The sequence below is a fragment of the Streptomyces sp. B5E4 genome, from assembly GCF_039871555.1.
Lineage (GTDB): Bacteria > Actinomycetota > Actinomycetes > Streptomycetales > Streptomycetaceae > Streptomyces.
This window is the reverse complement of record NZ_JBDPMI010000010.1, coordinates 41,803-63,481: the sequence shown is the minus strand read 5'-3', so window position 1 is coordinate 63,481 and position 21,679 is coordinate 41,803. Positions and strand designations below refer to the sequence as shown.

At 73.4% G+C, this 21,679-nt stretch carries 18 protein-coding genes and 1 pseudogene; 6 read left to right on the top strand and 13 right to left on the bottom strand.

Annotated features, from left to right (window positions below; translation table 11 throughout):
• Positions 1-37 precede the first annotated feature (37 nt).
• From ABGA99_RS15740 to ABGA99_RS15705, 8 genes are all read right to left on the bottom strand, one after another.
• Complete coding sequence (locus tag ABGA99_RS15740) at positions 38-1,732, bottom strand: cytochrome bc complex cytochrome b subunit (RefSeq protein ID WP_347579815.1); 1,695 nt, start codon at positions 1,730-1,732, stop codon at positions 38-40.
• Between the two features lie 141 nt (positions 1,733-1,873).
• Positions 1,874-4,039 carry a SpoIIE family protein phosphatase gene (locus ABGA99_RS15735; protein ID WP_347582852.1) on the bottom strand — a complete coding sequence of 722 codons (2,166 nt, stop codon included), beginning with the start codon at positions 4,037-4,039 and terminating at the stop codon, positions 1,874-1,876.
• Positions 4,040-4,403: 364 nt separating this feature from the next.
• Entirely contained in the window at positions 4,404-5,210 is an 807-nt protein-coding gene (locus ABGA99_RS15730; RefSeq protein WP_347582895.1) for a hypothetical protein, read from the bottom strand.
• A 155-nt stretch (positions 5,211-5,365) separates the two neighbouring features.
• A complete protein-coding gene (locus ABGA99_RS15725; RefSeq protein ID WP_347579813.1) occupies positions 5,366-6,355 on the bottom strand; it encodes a zinc-dependent alcohol dehydrogenase family protein in 990 nt (329 codons plus the stop codon).
• The gene (locus ABGA99_RS15720; RefSeq protein ID WP_347582851.1) at positions 6,352-7,251 is read right to left on the bottom strand and encodes a carbohydrate ABC transporter permease; all 900 of its coding nucleotides are present in this window, start codon (positions 7,249-7,251) and stop codon (positions 6,352-6,354) included. Before ABGA99_RS15720 ends, ABGA99_RS15725 begins: the two co-directional genes overlap by 4 nt.
• Positions 7,248-8,219: a sugar ABC transporter permease gene (locus ABGA99_RS15715; RefSeq protein ID WP_347579811.1), complete on the bottom strand. Its 972-nt coding sequence runs from the start codon at positions 8,217-8,219 to the stop codon at positions 7,248-7,250. Before ABGA99_RS15715 ends, ABGA99_RS15720 begins: the two co-directional genes overlap by 4 nt.
• Positions 8,216-9,583 carry a sugar ABC transporter substrate-binding protein gene (locus ABGA99_RS15710; RefSeq protein ID WP_347579810.1) on the bottom strand — a complete coding sequence of 456 codons (1,368 nt, stop codon included), beginning with the start codon at positions 9,581-9,583 and terminating at the stop codon, positions 8,216-8,218. Before ABGA99_RS15710 ends, ABGA99_RS15715 begins: the two co-directional genes overlap by 4 nt.
• Positions 9,584-9,723: 140 nt before the next feature.
• Positions 9,724-10,485: a DeoR/GlpR family DNA-binding transcription regulator gene (locus ABGA99_RS15705; protein ID WP_347579809.1), complete on the bottom strand. Its 762-nt coding sequence runs from the start codon at positions 10,483-10,485 to the stop codon at positions 9,724-9,726.
• A gap of 464 nt (positions 10,486-10,949) precedes the next feature.
• On the opposite strand from ABGA99_RS15705, the gene ABGA99_RS15700 reads away from it, so the two are divergent.
• Positions 10,950-11,816, top strand: coding sequence for a glycoside hydrolase family 16 protein (locus ABGA99_RS15700; protein WP_347579808.1), 867 nt, complete (start codon positions 10,950-10,952; stop codon positions 11,814-11,816).
• A gap of 10 nt (positions 11,817-11,826) precedes the next feature.
• Here the strand turns inward: ABGA99_RS15700 and ABGA99_RS15695 are convergent, their stop codons facing one another.
• On the bottom strand, positions 11,827-13,206 hold the full coding sequence (locus ABGA99_RS15695; RefSeq protein ID WP_347582850.1) for an amidohydrolase: 1,380 nt from the start codon (positions 13,204-13,206) through the stop codon (positions 11,827-11,829).
• 196 nt (positions 13,207-13,402) lie between these two features.
• Between ABGA99_RS15695 and ABGA99_RS15690 the strand changes: the two genes are divergently transcribed.
• A complete protein-coding gene (locus tag ABGA99_RS15690; protein ID WP_347579806.1) occupies positions 13,403-14,461 on the top strand; it encodes a glycoside hydrolase family 5 protein in 1,059 nt (352 codons plus the stop codon).
• A 105-nt stretch (positions 14,462-14,566) separates the two neighbouring features.
• On the opposite strand, the pseudogene ABGA99_RS15685 reads toward ABGA99_RS15690, so the two are convergent.
• Together ABGA99_RS15685 and ABGA99_RS15680 are read right to left on the bottom strand one after the other, a co-directional pair.
• A pseudogene (locus tag ABGA99_RS15685) lies at positions 14,567-15,457 on the bottom strand (NAD(P)-dependent oxidoreductase); the annotation flags it as partial.
• Positions 15,458-15,497: 40 nt separating this feature from the next.
• Positions 15,498-16,328, bottom strand: a complete 831-nt coding sequence (locus ABGA99_RS15680; protein ID WP_347582849.1) for an aldo/keto reductase — start codon at positions 16,326-16,328, stop codon at positions 15,498-15,500.
• A gap of 60 nt (positions 16,329-16,388) precedes the next feature.
• Between ABGA99_RS15680 and ABGA99_RS15675 the strand changes: the two genes are divergently transcribed.
• The 3 genes from ABGA99_RS15675 to ABGA99_RS15665 all read left to right on the top strand — a co-directional run bounded on the left by ABGA99_RS15675 (position 16,389) and on the right by ABGA99_RS15665 (position 18,927).
• On the top strand, positions 16,389-17,015 hold the full coding sequence (locus tag ABGA99_RS15675) for a TetR/AcrR family transcriptional regulator C-terminal ligand-binding domain-containing protein (RefSeq protein ID WP_347582848.1): 627 nt from the start codon (positions 16,389-16,391) through the stop codon (positions 17,013-17,015).
• Positions 17,016-17,260: 245 nt separating this feature from the next.
• Entirely contained in the window at positions 17,261-17,881 is a 621-nt protein-coding gene (locus ABGA99_RS15670; RefSeq protein WP_347582847.1) for a sigma factor, read from the top strand.
• Positions 17,881-18,927, top strand: a complete 1,047-nt coding sequence (locus ABGA99_RS15665) for a hypothetical protein (RefSeq protein WP_347582846.1) — start codon at positions 17,881-17,883, stop codon at positions 18,925-18,927. The genes ABGA99_RS15670 and ABGA99_RS15665 overlap by 1 nt, the downstream gene beginning before the upstream one ends.
• Before the next feature lie 52 nt (positions 18,928-18,979).
• Here ABGA99_RS15665 and ABGA99_RS15660 read toward each other — a convergent pair whose 3' ends face one another.
• Positions 18,980-19,270, bottom strand: a complete 291-nt coding sequence (locus tag ABGA99_RS15660) for a hypothetical protein (protein ID WP_347579801.1) — start codon at positions 19,268-19,270, stop codon at positions 18,980-18,982.
• A 76-nt stretch (positions 19,271-19,346) separates the two neighbouring features.
• On the opposite strand from ABGA99_RS15660, the gene ABGA99_RS15655 reads away from it, so the two are divergent.
• Positions 19,347-20,150, top strand: coding sequence for a class I SAM-dependent methyltransferase (locus ABGA99_RS15655; protein WP_347579800.1), 804 nt, complete (start codon positions 19,347-19,349; stop codon positions 20,148-20,150).
• Positions 20,151-20,157: 7 nt separating this feature from the next.
• On the opposite strand, the gene ABGA99_RS15650 is transcribed toward ABGA99_RS15655, so the two are convergent.
• Positions 20,158-21,216: a SpoIIE family protein phosphatase gene (locus tag ABGA99_RS15650; RefSeq protein WP_347579799.1), complete on the bottom strand. Its 1,059-nt coding sequence runs from the start codon at positions 21,214-21,216 to the stop codon at positions 20,158-20,160.
• Positions 21,217-21,679: the final 463 nt, after the last annotated feature.

The following is a 21,679-nucleotide window of genomic DNA, read 5'->3' as shown; positions in this document are numbered from 1 at the left end:
CCTCAGTGCCGGATGAGGGCCGTCGGGGGGCCGTACCTCATCCGGACGAGGGGCCGCCCGAGCTCTCTTCCGCGGATTCGAGCTCGCGGGGTCCGCTGCCGGCCGGCAGCTCCGTGTGCTCGTGGTCGTGTGCGACCGCGCGGTACTCCTCGATGGTCGGTTTCGGGATCTGCGTGCCGGGACCGAACATGCTGTGCGCCAGCTTGGCGCGCACCCGGTTCGTGATGCCCGCGGGTGGCCGGCGGACGCCGTTGGCGTCGGTCTCCGGGCCGAGTTCGTACGGCTGCGGCTGCTCGTGTGAGGTGAGCTTGTGCAGCTCCTCCTGCGACAGCGGCTCGTGCACCTCGATGAACTCGCCGTGCGGCAGCCGCTTGATCATGCCGGTCTCGCGGCCGTGCAGCACCTTGTCGCGGTCCCGCCGCTGCAGCCCGAGGCAGATGCGCTTGGTGATGATGAACGTGAGCACCGGGACCACGAACACCCCGATCCGCAAGGCCCAGGTGACGTGGTTGACCGAGACGTGGAAGTGCGTGGCGAAGATGTCGTTGCCGCCGCCGATGAGGAACACGGCGTACAACGCCAGCCAGGAGGCTCCGAGCGCCGTGCGCACGGGCACGTTGCGCGGCCGCTGCAGCAGGTGGTGCTCCCGCTTGTCCCCGGTGATCCACGTCTCGATGAACGGGTACGCGCCGATGACGACCAGCATGAGCGGGAAGAGGGCGATGGGGATGAACACCCCGAGCGCGAGCGTGTGGCCCCAGGCGTTGATCTCCCAGCCGGGCATGATGCGCACCATGCCTTCGGCGAAGCCCAGATACCAGTCCGGTTGCGCACCCGTCGACACTTGGTCCGGTCGATACGGCCCCACGTTCCAGATCGGGTTGATGGTCGCGATCGCCGCGATGATGGTGATGACGCCGAAGACCAGGAAGAAGAAGCCGCCGGCCTTGGCCACGTACACCGGCATGAACGGCGCGCCGACCACGTTCTTCTCGGTCTTGCCGGGGCCGCCCCACTGCGTGTGCTTGTGGTAGAAGACCAGGATCAGGTGCGCCACCAGCAGGGCGAGCATCAATCCTGGCAGCACCAGGATATGGAGCGCGTAGAAGCGTGGAATGACCTCGTGCCCCGGGAACTCGCCGCCGAAGAGGAAGAACGAGAGATACGTTCCGACCAGCGGCGTGGAGAGCGTCGCGCCCTCCACGAAGCGCATGCCCGTACCGGAGAGCAGGTCGTCGGGGAGCGAGTAGCCGAGCAGGCCCTCGAAGAGGCCGATGAACAGCATCAGCCAGCCGAACAGCCAGTTGATCTCACGCGGCTTGCGGAACGAGCCGGTGAAGAAGTGCCGCATCATGTGCACGAGCATGCCGACGACGAAGATCAGCGCGGCCCAGTGGTGGATCTGACGCACCAGGAGACCGCCGCGCACGTCGAACGAGATGTCCAGCGTGGAGGCGTACGCCTCGGACATCCGCACGCCGTTCATCGGCGCGTACGAGCCGTCGTACACGATCTCGTTCATCGAGGGGTTGAAGAACAGCGTCAAGTAGACGCCGGTGAGCAGGACGACGACGAAGCTGTAGAGGCAGATCTCGCCCAGCAGGAACGACCAGTGGTCGGGGAAGACCTTCCTGGCGTACCGGCGTCCGGCGCCGTGCAGCCCGAGCCGGCCGTCGGTCCAGTCGGCGAAACGCTCGCCGGAGGACGCCCGGGTGGGCGGACGGGTACCCATCGCGCCATGCGATGAGTCTTCCGTCTGGGTTACGGACATGCGGTTGCTCCTGCCTCCCTGGTGCACTCACACCTAAGGACAGGAACAGGCGGCCGAATGTGACATGGAACGGGGGTGGTGTGAGCCACGTCACAGCAAAGGTCAACTGCCGGGGATCTCCTGCTCGGTCCAGACGACCTTGCCGCGTCGCGAGTACCGCACACCCCAGCGGTGCGCCAGCTGGGCGACGAGGAACAGCCCGCGCCCGCCTTCGTCGTAGCTCGTGGCGTGCCGCAGATGCGGCGCCACATGGCTGGTGTCGGAGACCTCGCAGGTCAGCGTCGACTGAAGGATGAGCTTGAGCCCGATGGGACCGGGTGCGTGCCGGACCGCGTTGGCGAGGAGTTCGCTGACGATGAGTTCGGTGGGCAGCGTCAGCTCCCGCAGCCCCCAGTCGGTGAGCCGCCGGCGCACCAGGTCGCGGGCGTCGGAGAGGGCGGAGTGGTCCACCGGCAGCTGAACGGAGACCACGTGGTCCTCCGGCAGCGCCCGCAGGCGGGCCGCCAGCAGCACCGCGTCGTCGCTCGGCCGGGCGGGCAGCAGGTCGCGTACGGCGGTGTCGCACAGGTCCTGCACCGGGCGCGCCGGGTCGGAGAGCGTACGGCGCAGCCGGGCCAGCGACTCCTCGGACCGCTCGGGCAGCAGGCCGTTGGTGTAGAGCGCGAGCAGACTGCCCTCGGGCAGGTCGAGTTCGGCGCAGGCGAACGTGCCGGAGCCGCCGCCCAGCGCGGGTCCGCTCGCCGCGTCGACGACCTCGGTGCTGCCGTTGGGCCGGACGACGACCGGCGGCGGATGCCCGGCCAGCGCCAGGGTCACCCGCATGGCGATGGGGTCGTGGACGGCGTAGACGCAGGTCGCCGCGGGCGCGATCCGGTTGCGCTGCGGGTCGGCGAACGGGTCGGGCGGCTCCTGCATGAGCCGGGACACCAGCGCGTCCAGATGGGTCAGCAGCTCGTCCGGCGGCAGGTCGAGGCCGGCCATGGTGTCGATCGCCGAGCGCAGTCGGCCCATGGTCGCCGCGGCGTGCAGGCCCGTGCCGATGACGTCGCCCACCACGAGCGCCACCCGGGCGCCGGACAGCGCGATGACGTCGAACCAGTCGCCGCCCGCACCGCCGGTGCCGGGGAAGGTGCCCGGCACGTACGACAGGCCCGTCTCGATCGCGCTGTTCTCCGGCAGGTGTGCGGGCAGCAGGCTGCGCTGCAGGGCGGAGGCGGTGGTGTGGGTGCGGGTCTGGCGGCGGGCGTTGTCGACGCTCACCGCCGCCAGTTCGGTGACCTCGGTGGCCAGCCGCAGGTCGGCGTCGTCGAAGGGGGTGGGGCGCTCGGAGCGGTAGAGGGTGACGAGGCCGAGGAGCGCGCCGCGCGCGGTCAGCGGCACGAGCATGAGCGAGTGCGCGTCGTCCGCGGCGTCGGGCAGGGTCACGTGCGTGTCCTGCTCGTCGGCGGGTCCGCTCGCGGGATCCGGTTCCGGTGCGTGCTCCTGGAGGTCCCCGCCGCCGCCGACCGCGGGCACGGGGTGCGCCGGGTGCTGGATGAGCCGCGGGCGCAGGTCCGTCAGCGCGCTGGACTGCGGGGAGGCGTACGGATAGCGCACCTGCGCGCCGACCCCGTCCTCCTCCCGGTACGCCGACGGCGCCGCCGCCGCCCGCCGCAGCGCCAGTTGCTCCACCCCTTGCGACGGCGCCGACTGCTCGCCCCGCCACACCGAGTCGGCGACGTCGACCACCACCGCGTCGGCCAGCGCGGGCACGACGACCGCCGCCAGCTCCTGAGCCACCCGGCCGACGTCGAGCAGCGCACCGATGCGCGCCTCCGCGGCGTACAGCAGCTCCAGCCGGGACCGGGCCCGCCGGCGATCGGTGATGTCCCGGACGTGCGCGAGCACGGCCGCGGGGCCGCCGCCGTCACCGTCCGCCATCGGGTACGCGGAGATCGACAGCACCCGGTCGGCGTCGCCGGCCATCCGCACCCCGCGCACCGGGTCGCCGGACCTGAGCACGTGCCGCAGCAGTTGCTCCAGCTCGGCTCCGTCGGCGACCGCCCCCACGTCCCGCGCGGCCGGGGCGCTTCGTTCCCTACGCCTCTCGCCCTCCTCCGGCGGCTCCTCGGGCACTCCCGGCAGCCGGCGCGCGGAGACGTTGGCGCGCAGCAGCCGCAGCTCGGCGTCGAAGACCAGCAGCGCGGAGCGCGCCCGGGCGAAGAGGACGCCGAGCAGCAGCGCGTCGAGCTGCCCGTCGAGGGGCGTGCTCGGGTGGGCACCGGCCATGCCCCCAATCTCGCTTGCGCGGGAGGATCGCGCATCCGCACGCCCCCGCCGGCGGGGGCGCACCGCTGCCGGCTGCGACGGCCCGGGTCCGCACCCGGTTCTCCGCGGCGCGGAGAGGCGCCGGGAGCCCGTGTGGCCGTACGGGTCCGGCCCCGCCAGGTCGTCGGTCACGGTGTACGGGGCGCGCGGCGCCGGGCCCGTGGTGATCCGACCGCCGGCGCGACCGTCGCGGCACAGTGCGAACTCCGGCGATCGCGCGCGCCCTTCGGCGCCCCGGGAGGAGAAGCACGCCAGGCGCAGCCCGGTGGCCGTGACCGGGTCGCCCACGCGGGCGGGAGCGGCTGGGCCCGCAGTCGGGCCCGGCTCACCCGTTCGGGTGCCACCACCCGCCCGGCCGGTCCGGCCGGCCGCGCTCCTCCTCGCTCTCCTCGCCCCCGCTGTCCGTGGGCGTCGGGGTGGGCGTGTGCGAGGGGGAGGAGGACTGAGAGCCCGACGGGGTGCCGCTCGGCGCCGACACCGTCGCCTCGGAGGAGGCGGTCGACGACGGGCCGGCGGGCTGTGTGGAGCTGCCGCTCGGGCTGGGCCCTGGTGTCGTCGGGTCCGCCGACGCGGCCGACGGCGGCCCCGCGGGGGGCCGGTTGCGCTGCGCGCGGTCCGGCGCGCCGGCCCGCTCGGCCGGCGGGCTCGTCGCCGACGGGGTGCCGGGCGCGTCGGGGGTACCGGAGGAGTTCGTGGGCAGCGGTCCGAACGGGGCGTCGGGGCGCTCGTCGGCGCGGTCGGCGTCGGGCCGGCCGTCCCCGCCGAGCACGTTCGCCGCGACCAGCCCGCCGGAGATCGCCGCCACCCCCGCCGCCGCGAGGGCCGCGACCCGCGCCCGGGGCGGGCGCCGGCGCCGTCCCCGGCCGTGCCGGGCGCGGCCGGGGACGACGGGGTGCTCCAGCGTGCCGTCGTCCGGTGACACAGGGGCGTACGGGGCGGTGCCCGCGGACGCCGCGCGGCCCTCGGCGAACAGCTCCAGATCCCGCGGATCCGGCCCCGGTACCGCGGGTCCCGGCTCCTGGAGCGGGACGGGCCCGCCGCCCACCGGGGCGTCCGGGGCCGGAGCGGCGGCGGCGCACCGGGGCGCCCCGCCGGCGTCGTGCCACCTGCCGCAGCCCGGACAGTCAATCATGGCCACCTGACCTCGCCGTCCTTCCGTGGCGTGGAGGGGTCTGCCGACAAGTCCTCAGTCTGCCAGCGGGCAACTGCGGCTGTAGCGTACTGAATCGGTATATATGAGCGCCGCCTGAGGCCCGTCTCACACGGCGCCCACACCGGCCCCGGGAGTTACGGCACCACCACGATCTTCCGGCCCTTCCCCGAGGCGAACTGCTCCAGGGCGGCCGGGTACTGCTCCAGCGGCAGCCGGTCGCTGATGAGCAGTTCCGGGTCGAGCACGTCCGCGGCGAACAGCTCCGCCGCGCGCTCGTAGCTGTGCAGCACGGCCATCGAGCCGGTGATGGTGATCTCCTGGTTGTAGATGCGGTACGGCTCGATGGTGGCCGTCGTCGCGTAGTCCGCCACCCCGAACTGCAGGAACGTGCCGGCCTTGGCGACCCGGCCCAGGCCGTCCTGGATCGCCGCCGCGTTGCCGGTGGCGTCGATGACCACGTCCCAGCCCTCCGGCCGGCCGAACTCCTCCGGCGTGGCCGCCGCCCGGCTGCACCCCACCTTCTGCGCGGTGGCCAGCCGCTCCGGGTTGAGGTCGACCACGTCCACCGCCGCGGCGCCGGTGCGCTTGGCCAGCTCCAGCATCATCAGGCCCATCGTGCCCGTGCCGTAGATCAGCACATGGGCGGCGAGCTTGCTGTTGAGCACGTCGTAGCCGCGCACCGCGCACGACAGCGGCTCGATCAGCGCCGCGTCCTGGGTGCGTACGTGGTCGGGCAGCCGGACGCAGTTGGCGACCGGCGCGACCGCGTACTCCGCCGCCCCGCCGGCGACGGTGACGCCGATGGCGCCCCACCGCTCGCACAGGTTGCCGTGGCCCGTACGGCACTTGCGGCACTCGTGGCAGTACAGCGACGGGTCGACGGCGACCCGGTCGCCGATGGCGACCTCGGTGACGTCGCGGCCGATGCCGACGACCTCGCCCGCGAACTCGTGCCCCGGCACCACCGGCAGCGTGGGCGCGAACTCGCCCTGCAGGATGTGCAGATCCGTTCCGCACAGCCCGCACGCCGCCACGTCCACCACGACCTCGCGCGGGCCGGGGGAGGGGTCGGGGACATCGGTCACGATGACCGTGCCGGGGGCTTCGATGACGGCGGCCCTCATTTGACGGCTCCTAGGGACAGGCCCTGGACCAGCTTGTCCTGGGCGGCGAACCCGGCGGCGAGCACCGGGAGGGAGATGACGACGGAGGCGGCGCAGACCTGGGCGAGGAAGAGGCCCTGACTGGTGATGAAGCGGGTGAGGAAGACGGGGGCGGTCTCCGCCGTCACCCCCGTGAGCACCCGCGCGAACAGCATCTCGTTCCAGCTGAAGATGAAGCAGATCAGCGAGGTGGCGGCGATGCCCGGGCCGGCGACCGGGGCGATCACCCGGGTCAGCACGGTGGTGAGCCGGGCGCCGTCGATCTGCGCGGCCTCCACGATCGAGACGGGGATGTCCGCGAGGAACGACTGCAGCATCCACACCGCGATCGGCAGGTTCATCGACGTGTACAGCAGGACGAGCAGCCAGATGTTGTCGAGCATTCCGGTGTTCTTGGCGAACAGGTAGATCGGGAGCAGCCCGGCGACGACCGGCAGCATCTTGGTGGAGAGGAAGAAGAACAGCACGTCGGTCCAGCGCTTCACGCGCCGGATCGACAGCGCGTACGCGGCCGGCAGCGCCAGCGCGAGCACCAGCACGGTCGAGAAGACGCTCGCCATCACCGAGTTCAGCAGCGCCGGCCACGGGCTGGGGCCGCCGCCTGAGCCGAAGAACGTGCGGTAGCCGTCGAGCGTGAGCGACGCGGCGACCGCCGGCGGGTTGGCGGCCGCGTCGGTCTCCGCGTGCAGCGACGTGAGCACCATCCACGCCACCGGCAGGAAGAACGCGATGCCGACGAGCCAGGCCAGCAGCCCGAGCCCGGCGCTGCGGCGCCGGGCCCTGCGCAGGGCGGGCGGCAGTGCGGCGCGGCCGGTGCGGGCCGGCTCTCGGGCCGTGGCCGCTACGGTCGTGGTCATGCGCGGGACACCTCCTCCCGGAAGAGGGACGACACGACGCGCAGCGCGAAGGTCGCGATGACGATGGAGCCGATGACGACGAGCACGCCGGCGGCGGATGCCAGCCCGTACTCGTGCGCCTGGTAGAAGGTCTGATAGATCGTGTACGGCAGGTTGGCGGTGCCCAGCCCGCCCGAGGTGAGGGTGAACACGGCGTCGAAGTTCTGGACGATGTACACCGAGCCCAGCAGCACGCCCAGTTCCAGATAGCGGCGCAGATGCGGCAGCGTGAGATAGCGGAAGATCTGGAAGCCGGTGGCGCCGTCGAGCTTGGCGGCCTCCACCATCTCCGTCGGCCGGCTCTGCAGCCCGGCCAGCAGGATCAGCATCATGAACGGCGTCCACTGCCAGATCAGCGCGGCCTCGACGGCGATCAGCGGCATGTCCGACACCCAGTCCGGCTGCGGCGGCGAATCGTCTCCGAACAGCTCCGCGACCCAGGTGATGGCGCCGTTGAACAGGCCGTACTCGGGGTTGTAGAGAGCGTGCTTCCACAGCAGCGCGGCCGCCACGGGCACCAGTAGGAACGGCGCGATGAGCAGCGTGCGCACCACGCCCCGGCCGGGGAACGCCCGGTCCAGCAGCAGCGCGATGAGCAGCCCGAGCACGACGCTGACCAGGACGACGGCGGCGGTCAGCAGCGCCGTGGTCACCACCGACTCGCGCAGGCTCTCGTCGCTCGCCACCTTGCTGTAGTTCTCGAGCCCGGTGAAGCTGCGGTCGTCCGGGCGCAGCGAGTTCCAGTCGAAGAGGGAGATCACCAGCGTCGCCACGAACGGCAGTTGGGTGACGGCTATCAGGAACACCAGGGCCGGCAGCAGCGGTGCGCGGGTGGCCCAGGCCCGGGCCCCGCGGCCCGGCCGGCGGGGTGCCGGCCGGCCCGCGCGCGGGGCCGGGCGCTCGGTGCGTACGGCGGTCGGGGTACTCATCGGTCCCGGTACTCCCCGCCGACCTCCTCGGCCAGTTCCTGGGAGTTGGCCAGCGCGTCCTCGACGGACTGCTTGCCCGCGATGGCCGAGCTGATCTCCTGGGAGACCTTGGTGCCCAGATCGGAGAACTCGGGGATGCCGACGAACTGGATGCCGGGCGCGGGCCGCGGCTGCGTGCCCGGGTCGCGTGGGTCGGCGCCCTCGATCGCCTCGCGGGTGATGTCGGCGAAGGAGCCCGCGGCCTTCAGGTAGTCGGGGTTGGAGTACGTCGACGCGCGCTTGCCGGCGGGCGCGTTGGCCCAGCCCAGTTCCTTGCCGACCAGCTCCTCGTACTCCTTGCTCGACGCCCAGGAGATGAACTTCCAGGCGCTCTCCGGTCGTTCGGACGCCTTCTGCACGCCCCACGCCCAGGTGTAGAGCCAGCCGGAGGACTCGGTCTTGTCCACCGGCGCCGGCGCGTAGCCGATCGTGCCGCGGACGGGGGAGTCCTCGGCCTCCAGCGAGCCGGTGGCCGCGGTGGCGTCGTACCACATGGCCGTCTTGCCCTGGGTGAGGTTGTTCAGGCACTCGGCGTACCCGGACTGGGCCGCGCCGGCCTCGCCGTGCTCGCGCACGAGGTCGACGTAGAACTTCGCCGCCTTGGTGAACTCCGGCGATGTGAGCTGCGCCTCCCAGTTCTCGTCGAACCAGGTGCCGCCCATGGTGTTGACCACGGTCGTCAGCGGCGCGATGACCTCGCCCCAGCCCGGCAGGCCGCGCAGGCAGATGCCCTTCATGCCGGGCTCGGCGCCGTCCGCCTCGGCGGCGAGGTCGGCGACCTGCTGCCAGGTGGGCTTGTCGGGCATCTTCAGCCCGTTCTCGGCGAAGACGTCCTTGCGGTACATCAGGAACGACGACTCGCCGTAGAACGGCTCGGCGTACAGCTTGCCGTCCTCGGCGGTCAGCGACTCGCGCATCGGCGCGAGGATGTCCTCCTGGTCGAACTTCGCGTCGTCCGCGGCGTATTCGTCGAGCGGCAGCAGCCAGTCGTTCTCGGCGTAGAAGGGGACCTCGAAGTTGCTGATGGTGGCCACGTCGTACTGGCCCGCCTGGTTGGCGAAGTCCTGGCTGATCTTGTCGCGGACCTCGTTCTCCGGCAGCACGGTGAAGTTCACCTCGATGCCGGTCTTCTTCGTGAAGTGCTTGGCCGTCAGCTTCTGCAGCTCGACCATCTGCGGGTTGTTGACCATGACGACGTTGACGGAGTCGTCGCCCCCGGAGCTGCCGCCGCCCCCCGCGCCGCTGCACGCGGCGAGCAGGGCCGCGGCGGTGGCCACGGGCACGAGGGTGCGGATGGTGCGCTTGCTGCGGGTCGGAGTGAGCATCGCATGCTCCCAAAGAGGGTCGGGGGCGGGAATCAGGGCGCACGGAGCCGGGCCGCCCGGTTTGCTTCTCGTCCGGGCAGGCGTGGCGTACGCGGGTATGGGATGTGGGTTGCGGGGTTACGGGACGGGCGCCGGGCCGGTCAGGTCCTGATGACCTGCGGGCCCAGCAGGGAATAGCGGTGTGCCTCCGCGGCGGGCAGCCCGGTGTCGGTGATGATCACGTCGAACTCCGGGACCTCCGCGAAGCGGCAGAAACTCACCGCGCCGAACTTGGTGTGGATCCCGGCGAAGACCTTCCGCCGGGCCACCCGCATCGCCTGCGCCTTGACCTCGCTGACCGCCGGGTCCGGGGTGGTCAGCCCGTAGGAGCGGGAGATGCCGTTGGCGCCGACGTACGCCAGGTCGATGACGAAGCCGGCGAGCATCCTGGTCGTCCAGTGGTCCACGGTGGCCAGGGTGCTGCCGCGTACCCGGCCACCGAGCAGTAACACCGTCACCCGGTCGTCCCCGGCCAGGGCGCTCGCGGTGGCGAGCGAGGCCGTGACGATGGTCAGCGGGCGGGGCCGCGGCAGCGCCTCGGCGATGAGCTGGGGGTTGAAGCCCTCGTCGATGAAGACCGTCTCGGCGTCGCCGAGAAGCTCCGCCGCCGCGGTGGCGATGCGCGACTTCTCCGGTACGTGCATGGTCGTGCGGTACGCGAGCGTGGTCTCGAACCCCGCGCTCTCCACCGGATACGCGCCGCCGTGCGTGCGCCGGACGAGCCCGTGGTCCTCCAGGAGCGTCAGGTCACGCCGTACGGTCTCCCGGGAGACACCCAGGTCGGCGGCCAGCTTGGCGACGTCCACCTTGCCGGCGCGCCGAGCGGTCTCCAGGATGACGCGCCTGCGTTCTTCTCCGTCCACGACGACCACCTGCCTTCGCGGTTTGGCTGTGGGGGGTGCTGTCGGAGTGGCGAAGCCCTGCCCGTTCGGGCTTCCGAAGGCATTTCTACCGGCGGCGGAACCCACCGGCCAGGCTTCCTGCACCGCACGTCGTGACCGACTGTGCCCGCTTTCACCGCCGTATCGCCGCTGGGGAGCGGCAGTCGGCCGCGTTCGCCGGGTGCCGGGCGTGCCCGCCCCGGCCAGGACGCGTGCCCGTTCGGTGCCCGCTTGGGCAACGGGCGTGGATTCGGGCCCCGTTCGCTTCGGAAGGTGAACGCGGCGGGATCCGCCGGATCCATTGACGGCGCCCGCGCGAAGGAGTTCACTTTCGCACCGAAACAGGTCTGGACCAAGCTCGATACCCGGCTGACCAGTCGGGACGCCCGGCCCCAGCGGCGTCCCCCGGTCGGCAACCCCCCACCAGAGGATCGAGGCGCACCTTCATGACATCACCGAACAAACGGCGTCGGCGTACGCCCGCCGTCCTGCTGCTCGCCGCCGTCTGCGCCGGGCTGAGCTGGACACCCGGCTCCGCGGGCGCCGCGCCGGACGGCGCGCAGGCGGTGACCTTCGAAGACAACTTCGACGGACCCGCAGGTTCCGCCGTCGACGGCGGCAAGTGGCTGATCGAGACCGGCGACAACGTCAACAACCACGAGCGGCAGTACTACACCGCGGGCAACGCCAACGCCGCGCTCGACGGCCAGGGCAACCTGGTCATCACCGCGCGCAAGGAGAACCCCGGCGACTACCAGTGCTGGTACGGCCGGTGCGAGTACACCTCCGCCCGGCTCAACACCTCCGGGCGGTTCACCACCACCTACGGCCACGTCGAGGCGCGGATGAAACTGCCGCGCGGGCAGGGCATGTGGCCCGCGTTCTGGATGCTCGGCGACGACATCGGCCAGGTCGGCTGGCCGGCCAGCGGCGAGATCGACGTGATGGAGAACGTCGGCTTCGAGCCGGGCACCGTCCACGGCACGCTCCACGGGCCGGACTACTCCGGCTCCGGCGGCATCGGGGCCGGTTACTCGCTGCCGGGCGGCGAGGCGTTCGCCGACGGGTTCCACACCTTCGCCGTCGACTGGTCGCCCGACGAGATCACCTGGTCCGTGGACGGCGACGTCTACCAGACCCGTACGCCCGCGGACCTCGGCGGCAGGCGGTGGGTCTTCGACAAGCCGTTCTTCCTCATCCTCAACCTGGCCGTCGGCGGCTACTGGCCCGGCGACCCGGACGGCAGCACGTCCTTCCCGCAGCAGCTCGTCGTGGACTACGTACGCGTCACCACCCCCGACGCCGCGCAGTAGCCCGGCACGCCTACGTGTCGTAACTCTGGATCCGGCGGCCGTGGCCGCGCTCGGTCAGCGCCGCGAGGCGCGGGGCCAGCTCGGCCGCGACCTCCGCCACGTCGACGGTCAGCAGCTGCCGGTCGCGCATGAGGACCCGGCCGTCGACGACGGTCGTGCGCACGTCACCGGCGCGGGCGCTGTGCACCAGGGTGGCGGCGAGGTCGTGCACGGGCTGCGTGTGCGGCCCCGTCAGATCGACCAGGATCACGTCGGCCCGGCGGCCCGGCGCCAGCGCGCCCACCCGGTCGCCGAGGCCGACGACCCGGGCGCTCTGGGTCGTCGCGTGGTGCAGCACCTGGCGGGCGGTGGCCCAGGTGGCATCCCGCTCCGTCGACTTCTGCACCAGCGCGGTGAGCGCCATGCTCTCCCAGACGTCGAGCGTGTTGTTCGAGGCGGCACCGTCGGTTGCCAGCCCCACCGGCACGCCCGCCGCCCGCAGCGCGCGCACGGGCGTGGTGTCCCAGCCGAACTTCAGATAGCCGCGCGGCGCGGTCGCCACCCCGGCGGCCGGTGCCCGGCCCAGCAGCTCGATGTCGCCGTCCGTCAGCCCGGTGCCGTGCGCGATCAGCACGTCGGTGTCGAGGAGCCCGCAGCGCTGCAGCACCTCGATGGGCGTACGGCCGTGCCGGGCGAGGCTGGCCTCGGTCTGCTCCCGGCTCTCCGCGGCGTGCAGATGGACCAGGAGCCCGTGCTCCCGCGCGAGCCGGGCGGTGGCTTGAAGGTCGTCGTCCGTCACGGTGTACGGGGCGTGCGGCGCCAGGCACGTCGTGATCCGTCCGTCCGCGCCGCCGGCGCGGCGCAGCGCGAACTCCAGCGACCGCTCGCGCCCTTCGGTGCCCTGGGAGGAGAAGTACGCCAGGCCCAGCACCGCGCGCAGCCCGGTGGCCGTGACCGCGTCGGCGACCCGGTCCATGGCGAAGTAGTGGTCGGCGAAGGTCGTCACGCCGCCGCGGATCATCTCGGCGCAGGCCAGCAGTGCGCCCAACTCGACGTCCCGGTCGGTGAGATTGCTCTCCACCGGCCAGATCCAGTCGTTGAACCACTCCTCGGCCGGCACGTCCTCGGCGAAGCCGCGCAGGAAGACCATCGGCGCGTGCGTATGGCAGTTGACCAGCCCCGGCATGGCGACCTGGCCGCGGGCGTCGATGCGCTCGGCCGCCGGCACCCGCGCCGCCTCCGCCGCGGTCGTCACCGCCTCGACGGTGCCGTCCCGGATCACGATGCCGGCGTCCTCGGCGAAGGACACCTCGCCGCCGGGGCCGTGGACCAGCGCGGTGCACCCCTCGATCACGAGTCCTGCGGGCTCCGCGCCCGGTCCGGCGTCCGCGCTGTGCTCCGGCTGCGCCATGGTCGACTCCTCGATCGGCCCGGGGATCTCGCCGAGAACGCTACCGGCCGCGACAGACAACGCGCGGCGTGTCCGGTCCGTACGGGGACGCCCGCCGGCAACGGCCGCTGCCGCGGGCCTTGACGCGGCGCCGTCGCGAGTGGGTTCATGGGAGCGCTCCCATTCTCCGCGTCAACCGACCTGCGAGGAGCCGCACATGAGCGCACCGAGCACCACACCCCCCACCGCTCGCGGACGCCGCCGGCGCGGCCGGACCCGGACCGGACGCGCCCTGCTCGCCGTCCTGCTCGGTCTGGCCGCCGCCGTCGCCGGGTTCGGGCCGGGCGCGCAGGCCGAACCCGCCGCCGCGGCCGTGGGGCTGCGCACCGAGGGCGGGCGGCTGCTGGAGGGCAACGGCAACGACTTCGTGCTGCGCGGCGTGAACCACCCGCACGCCTGGTACACCGGCGAGCTGGACTCGCTGCGCGAGATCAAGCAACTGGGCGCGAACAGCGTCCGCGTGGTCCTGGCCACCGGCGACCGCTGGCCGCGCAGCGACGTCGCCGACGTCGACAACGTTGTCTCCCAGTGCAAGGCGAACCGCCTGATCTGCGTGCTGGAGGTCCACGACACCACCGGCTACGGCGAGGAGGGCGCCGCCGTCTCGCTCGACCGCGCCGCCGACTACTGGATCAGCGTCCGTGACGCCCTCGTCGGCGAGGAGGACTACGTCATCGTCAACCTCGGCAACGAGCCGCACGGCAACCAGGGCTACGAGCGCTGGACCGCCGACACCCGCGGTGCCATCGCCAAGCTGCGCGCCGCCGGACTGCAGCACACCCTGATGGCGGACGCCCCCAACTGGGGCCAGGACTGGACGCACACGATGCGCACCAACGCGCGCGCCGTCGCCGACTCCGACCCGCAGGGTGACACGCTCTTCTCGATCCACATGTACGGCGTCTACGACACCGCCGCCGAGATCGAGGACTACCTGACGTCGTTCACCGAGGCCGGGCTGCCCATCGCCGTCGGCGAGTTCGGGCACGACCACTCCGACGGCAATCCCGACGAGGACGCCCTCATGCGCCTCACCCGGGAACTGGGCCTCGGCTACCTCGGCTGGTCCTACAGCGGCAACGGCGGCGGCGTCGAGTACCTCGACATGGTGCGGAACTTCGACCCGGCCGCGCTGACGGACTGGGGGCGGCGCTTCTTCCACGGCCAGGACGGCATTGCGGCCACCTCGAAGGAGGCCACCGTCTACGGCGGCTGAGACCGCCGGCACCGCCACCCCCGCCCGGCGGTACGGGCCGCCCCGTACCGCCGGCCGGGCAGCGGCGCGGTCACCCCGCCGGGCCCGCAGCGTCCCGGACGCCGCTCAGCCGCCCGTGGCGCCCGGCCCGCCGAAGCTCGTGTACACCGCGGCCACGTCCTCGCCGCCGTGCCCCGCCGCCGACGCCTGCCCGTACAGCTCGCGCAGCGCCGCCAGCAGCGTCGTGTCGACCCCCGCGCCCCGGGCCGCGCCGTCGATCAGGTCGACGTCCTTCAGCGCGGCGTCGAGCGCGAACTGCGGCTCGTACGAGCCCGCGAGCATCCCCTCGCCCTTCGCGTGCGCGTACCCGCAGTCCGCCGGCGCGCCCTCGATGGCCGCCAGGAACAGCTTCGGGTCCAGCCCGAGCGCCCCGGCCAGGGCCAGCGACTGCGCCGCCGCCGCCGTGATCGAGGCGATCCAGGCGTTGCACGCCAGCTTCAGCGCCGTACCCGCGCCGACCTCCGGCCCCGTCCACACCGTCTTCACCGAGATGGCCGCGGTCAGCGGCTCGATCCGGGCGAAGACGGCCGGGTCGCCCGCGGTCAGCAGCGTCAGCCGGCCGGTCTCCGCGGGCCGCTTGGTGCCCAGCAGCATCGCCTCCACCAGCGTGCGCCCCGCCTTCGCGGCCGTCTCGGCGGCCGCCCGGGTCCCCTCGGGGCCGACGGTGGCGGTCTGCACCCACACGGTGTCCTCGGGCGACGCCGCCAGCGCGTCGCCCAGGACGGCGAGCACGGCCTCCGCGTCGTACAGCGCGACCAGCACGGCGTCGGCGTCGCGCACCGCCTCCGCCGCGCTCGGTGCGACCCGCGCGCCGTCGGCGGCGAGCGGCCGCGCGCGCTCCGGCGTGCGGTTCCACACGGTCACCTCGACGCCGCCGCGGAGCAGCGAGCGCGCCATGCCCGCGCCCATCACGCCCGTTCCCAGTACTGCTGCCTTCACCTTGCGGACTCCTCTGCCGTTGCCCTGCTGCGCGGTGCCGTTTGCGACGGGCCGCGGGTCACAACTCCTCGTGTACGTCCGGGTCGCCGCCCATGCGCCGCCGCGGCCGCCCGGCGACCGCGGCCATCTCGGCGGCCGACAGCTCGAAGCCGAAGACGCCGAGGTTCTCGCGCTGCCGTACGGGATCCGCGGACTTCGGGATGGGCACGGCGTCGAGCTGCGTGTGCCAGCGCAGCACCGCCTGGGCGGGCGTCACGCCGTGCGCCTGCGCCACCCGGGCGATCGATGGGTCGGCCAGCACGTCGGTGCCGCGGCCCAGCGGGCTCCAGCTCTCCGTGACGATGCCCTTCTCGGCGTGGTACGAGCGCAGTTCCTCCTGCGGGAAGTGGGGGTGCAGCTCGATCTGGTTGACCGCCGGCAGTACGCCCGTCTCCCGCTCCAGCCGGTCCAGTTGGGCGACGGTGAAGTTGGACACGCCGATGGAGCGTACGAGGTCCTCCTCGCGCAGCTTGATCATGGCGCGCCAGGAGTCGGTGTACAGGTCCACGCGCGGCAGCGGCCAGTGGATCAGATACAGGTCGACGTAGCCCACGCCCAGCCGCTTGCGGGACTCCTCGAAGGAGGCGAGCGTCTGCTCGTAGCCGTGGTGGCGGCCGGGGAGCTTGGTGGTGACCACGACGTCCTGGCGCGGCACGCCGCTGCGGGCGATGCCGCGGCCGGTGCCCGTCTCGTTGCCGTAGTTGAGCGCGGTGTCGACCAGCCGGTAGCCGGTCTCCAGGGCGGTGGAGACCGCCCGCTCGGCCTGCGCGTCGTCCATCGGGTACGTGCCGAGGCCGAGGGCGGGGAGCTTCGTACCGTCGTTGAGCCTGCGGACCGGGACGCTGGTCACACGTGCTCCTTCCCTTTATCGTACGGTGCGTTCAGTATAAGGCGGACTCCGGAGGCGGGCATGGGCGAAACGGGTGGGCCGCGCGCCCCGCGGGGCCGGCCGCGCAGCGAGCGGGCCAGGGCCGCGGTGCTCGCGGCCGCCACCGAGCTGCTGGTGGCCGGCGGGGTACAGGCGGTCACCATGGAGGCGATCGCCGCCCGGGCACGGGTCAGCAAGTCGACGGTCTACAAGTGGTGGCCCACGCGCGGACACGTGATGCTCGACAGCCTGGCGCACGTCACCGGGGACGCCCCCGCCCTGCCGGCCGACGGCGAACCCCTCGCCGGCGCCCTCGCCGCCGAGGTCGGCGCGCTCGTCCGGGTCTTCCGCGACACCGCCGCCGGGCCGCTGGTCGCCGACCTCGTCGCCGCCGCGCAGGCCGACCCCGGGATCCGTACCGCGCTCGACGAGCGGTGGGTACGCCCGCGCCGAGCCGCCTGTGCCCGGCTGCTCCACGACGCCGTGGCGCGCGGCGAACTGCGGCCGGACACCGACGTCGACGCCGCTCTCGACCAGCTCTTCGCGCCCGTCTACCACCGGCTGCTCTTCGGCCGCGCCCCGCTCGCCGACGGGTTCGCCGCCGCCCTCGTCCGCCAGCTCCTCGACGGCCTCGACGGCGGCCGCGGGCGAGGGGACGAAGATCGGTGATCATCCGGGCGGCAGCCCCGCACATACCCCAGTCGGTCCAAGAACTCCCTTACGTCCCAAGGCGTGTGGCCCGGTGTCCGCGGACTGGACGCGATCCCGCGGCGGGCCGTAGCGTGCTCTTCCGCGCGGGCGGACAGCGAAGGCGTGTGGTCGGCCTCCCGATAAACCGGCACCTGGGGGGTGCTTACCGAATGGATCCGTTTTGTGTGCGCCCGGCCAGAAGGCCGCGGGCGGGCTGACCCGGCATGACAGAAGCTGACGTACCGTTCGCGGAAGCGATACGCGCCGCACAGTCCGGCGACGAGACCGCGTTCGTGCATCTGTACAGAACCGTGCACCCCTGTCTCGTCCGCTACGTCGGCACACTCGTCGGCGACGCCGCGGGAGACGGCGACGCGGAGGAGGTCACCGCGGGCGCCTGGCAGGAGATCGCCCGCGATCTGCGCGCGTTCGACGGCGACGCCGTGCGCTTTCGCGCCTGGTGCGCCCGCATCGCCCGTACCCGCGCGCTGGCCCGGATGCAGCGCCGCCCCCGCGGGCACGGCCGCGGGCCGCTGCCTCCCGGCGGCGGCCCGCACCCCGAGGGGGTCCCGGGGCGGCAGGACGGCGGGCGTAGCCTTGCCCTGATCGCCTGGCTGCCGCGCGCGGAAGCCGACGCCGTCGCGCTGCGGTCGATCGTGGGGCTGGACGCCGAGCGAGCCGCCTACGTCCTCGGCACGAGCCCCGCCGCGGCCCGCTCCGCCACCCTGCGCGGTCTGCGCCTGCTGGCGGACCAGCTCGGCGACGCCGCGGCCGGCGCCTGTCCGACCGGCGCACCGGCGGGTGACGCGACCTGCACGGCCACGTGGATGCTCAGGGGTATGTGATGGGCGACGACGACCGGAACATCTGGCTCGACCAGCCCGCCGCCGAGCGGCTTTTCGCCGGCGAGCGGCTGGACGCCGGGTCCGCGGTGCCGCCCGCCGACCGGGACACCGCCGCGCGGCTGGCCGCGCTGCTGGACACCGCGGCCCGGGCCGGCCGCCCGGCGCTCGACACCGAACTGCCGGGGGAGCGGGCGGCACTGGCCGCGTTCCGCGCCGCCCGCGCCGCGGACGCCGCCGGACCGGCGGAGCCGGCCCGTGACGACGAGACGGCCGACGGCGCGGCACCGGGCGGCCGGGCGCTCAACGGCCGGGCGGTGAACGGCCGCGCCGCCAACGGCGCCCGCCCCGGCTGCGAGGCCCGCGTGCCGGGACGGCGGGTACCCGCCGAGCCCGTGGTACGGCTCGCACCGTCCGCCGCGGGCGCCGCGCCCGTACGCCGTACGCCCCGGCGGCTGGGGCGCCTGCGCACCGCCGCCGCGGTCACCGCGGCCGGCTGCGTGCTCGGCGGCGTCGCGCTCGGGGCCGGCGCGGTCCTGCGTACGCCCCCCGCTACCCCGGGCCCGTCCGTGGGACCCGCCGTCTCGCCGTCGGCCACCGCCGACCCGGAGCGTACCGGCGACGACTCCGCCGACGAGGGCGTCGCTTCCGCGGGCGGCAGCCGGGTCGACGACAGACCCGAGGGCAGACGCGACGAGCCGGACACCGGCACGGCGCCCGGCGGCGGCGCCGACGGCGCGGAGCCCGAGGGCACGCAGGACGAGGACGCCGGCCAGGGCGGCGCCGGGCAGGGCCGGGAACAGGGCGCGCCGGGCAAGTCGGTGGAGCGGCAGTGCGAGGCGTTCCTCGCCGAACGCGACGGCGGGGCGAACCTCAACGAGAACAAGTCCTGGAACCGGCTCGTCCGGGAGGCCGGCGGCAAGAAGGCCGTCGCCGGCTTCTGCGAGAAGCACTTCGGCGACGGCGGTCACGGCGACGGCGGCCACGGTGACCACGGCGGCGGCAGCGGCGACCACGACGAGGACGACCAAGGCGACGAGGACGACTGAGCAGGCGCCGCCGCCGGCATCCGCCGCACGCGGCACCCGGCCCGTACACCCCTCACTCGAACTGCGTCAGCACCATCGTCACCAGCCACAGCACGATGGCGCACCCGATCGTGACGACCGGCCAGCTCCGCGCCGTCTCGCCCAGCGGATGCCGCCGGCGGACCGACGTCCACACCACCCAGAACGCCTCCGCCTCCGCGGGCTCCACGCGCTCACCGTCCAGCAGCCACAGCGTGGGACCGTCGCCGCCCGGCGCCGGTAACCCCGAGGGCGCACGGTCGTCGCGCACCTGCTCGACCTCCTTCACCAGCCGGCCGCCGCAGTAGCTCTCGCGTCGGATCAAGGGGGGCGTTCCTCTCGGTGGCGGATGCGGCGAAATGATGATGCACGGACAAGGAAGCCGATCATAAGGTGGGCCGGTGACAGCAGACGAACGCGAGCGCCTGCGCGCGACCTTCACCGAGGCGCCTGAGCTGTACGACCGCGCCCGTCCCCGCTACCCCATCGGGATGTACGAGGACCTCGACGCCGCCGCGCCCGGCGGGCTGGGGCCGGGCTGCCGGGTGCTGGAGATCGGCTGCGGCACCGGGCAGGCGACCGTGCCGGCCGCCGAGCGCGGCTGCCGGGTGACCGCGGTGGAGCTGGGCACGGAGATGGCGCGGGTGGCGCGCCGCAACCTCGCCCGGTTCCCGGACGTGCAGGTCGAGAACGCGACGTTCGAGGAGTGGCCGCTGCCGCCGGAGCCGTTCGACGTGGTGCTCGCCGCCACCGCGTTCGCGTGGGTCGACCCCGTGGTGCGGGTGGCGAAGTCGGCCGACGCGCTGCGCCCGGGCGGGGTACTGGCCACCGTCCGTACCCACCATGTGGCCGGCGGCACCGGGGAGTTCTTCGCCGCGGCCCAGGGCTGCTACGAGCGGTTCGACCCGGCGACGCCGCCCGGACTGCGGCTGCGGCCCGCGTCCGCCATCCCCGAGGACCGGGACGACCTCCGCGGCGAGGAGCGCTTCGCGGCGCCGGTCTTCCACCGGTACGAGTGGGAGCTGCCGTACTCCACCGCGGAGTACCTCGACCTGCTGCGCACGTACTCCGGCCACCGCGCGCTGCCGGCGCCGGCCCGGGACGCGCTGCTGGCCTGCCTCGCCGGCCTGATCGACGGGCGGCACGGCGGCCGGATCGTCAAGCGCTACCTGACCGAGCTGCGGATCGCCCGCCGCACCGGATGACGTACCGTCAGCCGTCCCGGTAGCGCAGCAGCAGCATCGCCGCGTCGTCGTGCAGCGGCGCCCGGACGTGCTCGATCACGTCCTGGCGCAGCGCGGTCAGCGCCCCCTCCGGGTCGGGGTCCTTGAGCAGCCCGGCGCGCTGCTCCAGCGGGTAGAAGGCCCCGGCACGGTCGCGGGCCTCGGTGACGCCGTCGGTGTAGAACAGCAGTTGGTCTCCGGGCGCGAACCCCGCCGTGTGCGGCTGCGGCTGGGCGACGCCGTGCTCCCCGAGACCCAGCGGTAAAGCCCGCTGCGGCGGCGCGAGATAGCGCACGTCGCCGTCCTGGCGCACCGCCAGCGGCGCGGGGTGCCCGAAGTTGAGCAGCGTCACTTCCTGGCCGGAGCCCACCTCGGCGAGTATGGCGGTGACGAACTTCTCGCCGCCGAGCTGCCGGTCCAGCGCCCGCTCCAGCCGCTCCCCGACGACGGTCAGGTCCGGTTCGTCGTACGCCGCCTCGCGGAAGGCGCTGAGCACCACCGCCGCGGTCTCGACCGCTTCGAGACCCTTGCCCTGCACGTCCCCCACGATCAGCCGGACGCCCGCCGGCGAGGTCACCACCTCGTACAGGTCGCCGCCGATCCGCGCCTCCGCCACCGCGGAGGTGTACGAGACCGCCGCCCGCAGCCGCCCCGCGCTGCGGGGCACGGGACGCAGCAGCACGCGCTGCGCCACCTCGGCGATCGACCGGACGCTCGCCAGCTCCTCCTCGCGGCGATGTCGCATCCGCACGGCGAGCAGCGCGGCGACCGTGACGCCGACGACGGACAGCAGGGCCACGTAGCCGCGCCGCGATTCGAACATCACGTCGGAGATCCCGAGGAGGACGCAGAGCACGAGCGCGATCCCGCCGACGAACACCGTGCGCTGCCAGCCCCCGACCAGGCCGGCGAAGGCCGGCCCCAGCGAGACCAGGGGCAGGAACCCGACGTCGGGCCCGGCGGTGACGTCCACGACCGCGACGCAGCCCATGACGGCGTACGGCAGCGCGTTCAGCGTGCGATGATGCGGCAACTTCCGGTCGGTCATGCGCTACTCGCTACTCCAGCCGCTGTTCGGCTCTGCACCTCGGACGGCGCGGAGATACAGCCCCCGTCGCGGCCGGCCCCCACCCCGTGAGGCTAGGCAAGGATCGGCCCATCCGGGACCGATGCGGCCGAATCGTTGTCTGTCCGGCACCGGGTTCGGCGTGCCGGCCCCCGTACGGTCGGGGCAAAACACCCGCAACCGGGCGGCGTGCGACGGATTTTCCGCCGGACGTGGCCGGATCCGAACGAGTTGCGGTCGAAGCAGGTCGCAACGTGAACGAACCGCCATTGTCCCGCAGGCGCGGCGCGGCCGTCATGGGTCCGGTCGGGGTAGTGGCGGGCGGCTTGCGGGCGGCTTGCGGGGCGGGCGCCCGCCCGGCGCTCTCGTTCGCGATCCCATGCTGAAGCAGTCACTCCGGTACAACGCGGAGTTGTTCAAGCGGGCGTGTTCGTTGTTTGAATCG